The organism is Moorena sp. (genome assembly GCF_982860115.1).
In genome coordinates this window covers 1-2500 of the sequence record NZ_CEYLVT010000436.1, presented here as the reverse complement: position 1 = coordinate 2500, position 2500 = coordinate 1, and the positions used below count along the sequence as shown (strand labels likewise).

Sequence of the window (2500 nt, the reverse complement as noted above, 5' to 3'; positions counted from 1 at the left end):
AATCCTACAAACTTTACATACCAAGCATTTCAGGCTGTTTCGTCGCCCCCCCAGGCATTATTGACTATTTGCCAGCCTTGGAAAATATGCGAAATGTCTATGACTATGCAGGTTATAACCTCCATGTCTGTCTGATTTGTGATGGTTATGAAATGGCTGATAAAAACGTAGGGGTATTTGCCAGCACAGCAGGTAATGCAGAAGTAGTTTTTCCTCTGGGTTGGTTTACTTCTGAAATTACTTTATTTACCCAAGGATTGTTCGAGGTAAACGATGAATTGCAACAAAAAATAAAACAACAGGGTTATCAAATCATAGAAACCCCAGTTGAGCAATTTTTAGGGGAAGACCATCAGATGACTGGAGTGGAATTAACGGATGGTCGAGTAATTGAGTTGGAAGCTGGCTTGATTTCCATGGGCTCCAAATACCATGCCGAATATCTAGACACATTTGATCTCGAGAAGACGGGAGGGAATCTGGTTACAGATAAGATGGCCCGCACTTCCCATCCTCGTATCTTTGCCATTGGTGATTTAAAGGTAGGACTGAATCAGGTTGTCATTGCTGCTGCCGATGGAGCATTAGCAGCTACTCAAATTTGGCGCGACATCCGTGTCCTGTCAGGCTCCCAAAACCCCTAATACCGATAGGGTTTATTATACAGACGGGAGGTGTTTTCCATCTTTTTGTGTTATAGATTCAAGCTATGGTCTGTTTATTGAGGGGGAACCCTAACATCTCTCGTTGTTGCAAATAAAGTTGAGCCACTCGCCTTGCTAGATTGCGAATTCTACCGATATAACGAGTTCGCTCAGTCACTGAAATCACACCCCTAGCGTCCAGTAAGTTGAACGTGTGAGAACACTTCAGAACGTAGTCTAGTGTAGGCATAACAAGTCCTCGTGTGCTGAGTTGTTCTGCCTCTTGCTCATAAAGACCAAATAGCGTGAACAGTAAATCTGGGTTAGAGGATTCAAAATTATAAGTACATTGTTCAACTTCTCCCTGAAGGTGAACATCTCCATAGCTAATTTGGTCATTCCACTGGATTTTAGTAAAAGCCTCTACTTCCTGGAGATACATAGCTAATCGTTCCAAACCATAGGTGATCTCAATGGGTACAGGACGACAATCAATGCCACCACACTGTTGGAAGTAAGTAAATTGAGTAATTTCCATGCCATCTAACCAGACTTCCCAGCCAACTCCCCAAGCCCCTAGGGTAGGAGATTCCCAATTGTCTTCAACAAAGCGAATGTCATGGTCTTCAGGACAAATCCCTAAAGCTTTGAGGGAATCTAGGTAAATGTCTTGAATATTATTCAGTGACGGCTTGATCAGTACTTGGTATTGGTAGTAGTGCTGGTAGCGATTCGGGTTTTCGCCGTAGCGTCCATCGGTGGGTCTTCGGCATGGTTCAACATAAGCAACTGACCAGGGTTCTGGACCAATAGCTCTCAAGAATGTATGAGGACTCATGGTCCCTGCTCCTTTCTCTGTATCGTAGGACTGGGCAATCAAGCAACCATGTTTTGCCCAGAATTGATTCAATGTTGCAATCACTGATTGAAAATTCACTGACACCTCCAGTGTTGGGTAACGGTAACTTATGGCCAAGACATTTCTTGATGCAAAGGGCGAGTGGGGAGGGGCTGTGTGGGTCACGCCGTGATTCTCCTTTCTCTTTTGGAGACGCTGCACGAACAGAAATACTAAGTAAACGCACCTGTCTTGATGCAGTCGCTTATGGGGGGAACCCCCGCATGAAGGCGCTGCATCGCTGTAAGCGCCGTGGAAACCACGCCAGTTGCTAATGGGTTAAACCCTATAATAAACCCATGTTTTCCCTAACAGCATCCTGCATCCCTATAGTTTATTCTGGCGCACATGCCTTGTCAGAGCGAGGTTAGTAAGTTGTTCAACAATGGATTTCATGGTGGCAGTGCAAAGGGCTCTTCATTAATGTTGCCTCTGAATGGGAACAGCCACTACTTACCAATTAATCCTGGACAGTTACCGTAAATCCAGGTTAATTTCCCGTTTCACTCAGCAGCATCGGAGCTGTTATCCCAATACGCACTTACAGCCAAGATCGACAGACAAGCCCGTCACCAGGTATGTATCTAAAGATATACAAGAATTCCCGAAATAATTCTCCCGACTCCCAGGGCGTGCGTTTACAGTCGTCGAATTAAATTAGTCACGGGTCGCACCGCTCCCGACTTCCGACTCCCGACCTATAATCTAACGAACCTACCTCCGTAAGCTTCACCCTCTTCCAGTGATCAGACCTCGTAAACGGATTGAAAAAAAATTTCTTTAAATTTCCAAACCCTTGATATACATAGACTTCAAGGATTTATCCCCAAAAAAGTTTCGGGTTTAGGTTGACAAACGCTTTTTTACCCTCTACATTAGTAAATGGCGATGAGGACAGCGAAACGCACCGCACCGCCCCGAACCAAGAAAAATCTATAGTTTGAGAGCCAATATACGG

2 protein-coding genes are annotated in these 2500 nt (G+C 44.7%); one reads left to right on the top strand and one right to left on the bottom strand.

All coding sequences use genetic code 11. From position 1 onward, the window contains the following. Positions 1 to 644 (top strand): FAD-dependent oxidoreductase (locus AC4II3_RS32455; protein WP_488017193.1); only part of this gene is annotated, 644 nt, incomplete at its 5' end. A gap of 58 nt (positions 645 to 702) precedes the next feature. On the opposite strand, the gene glyQ is transcribed toward AC4II3_RS32455, so the two are convergent. Beyond that, positions 703 to 1581 (bottom strand): glycine--tRNA ligase subunit alpha, encoded by an 879-nt coding sequence (glyQ, locus tag AC4II3_RS32450; protein WP_075900737.1) that lies wholly within the window; start codon positions 1579 to 1581, stop codon positions 703 to 705. Positions 1582 to 2500: the final 919 nt, after the last annotated feature.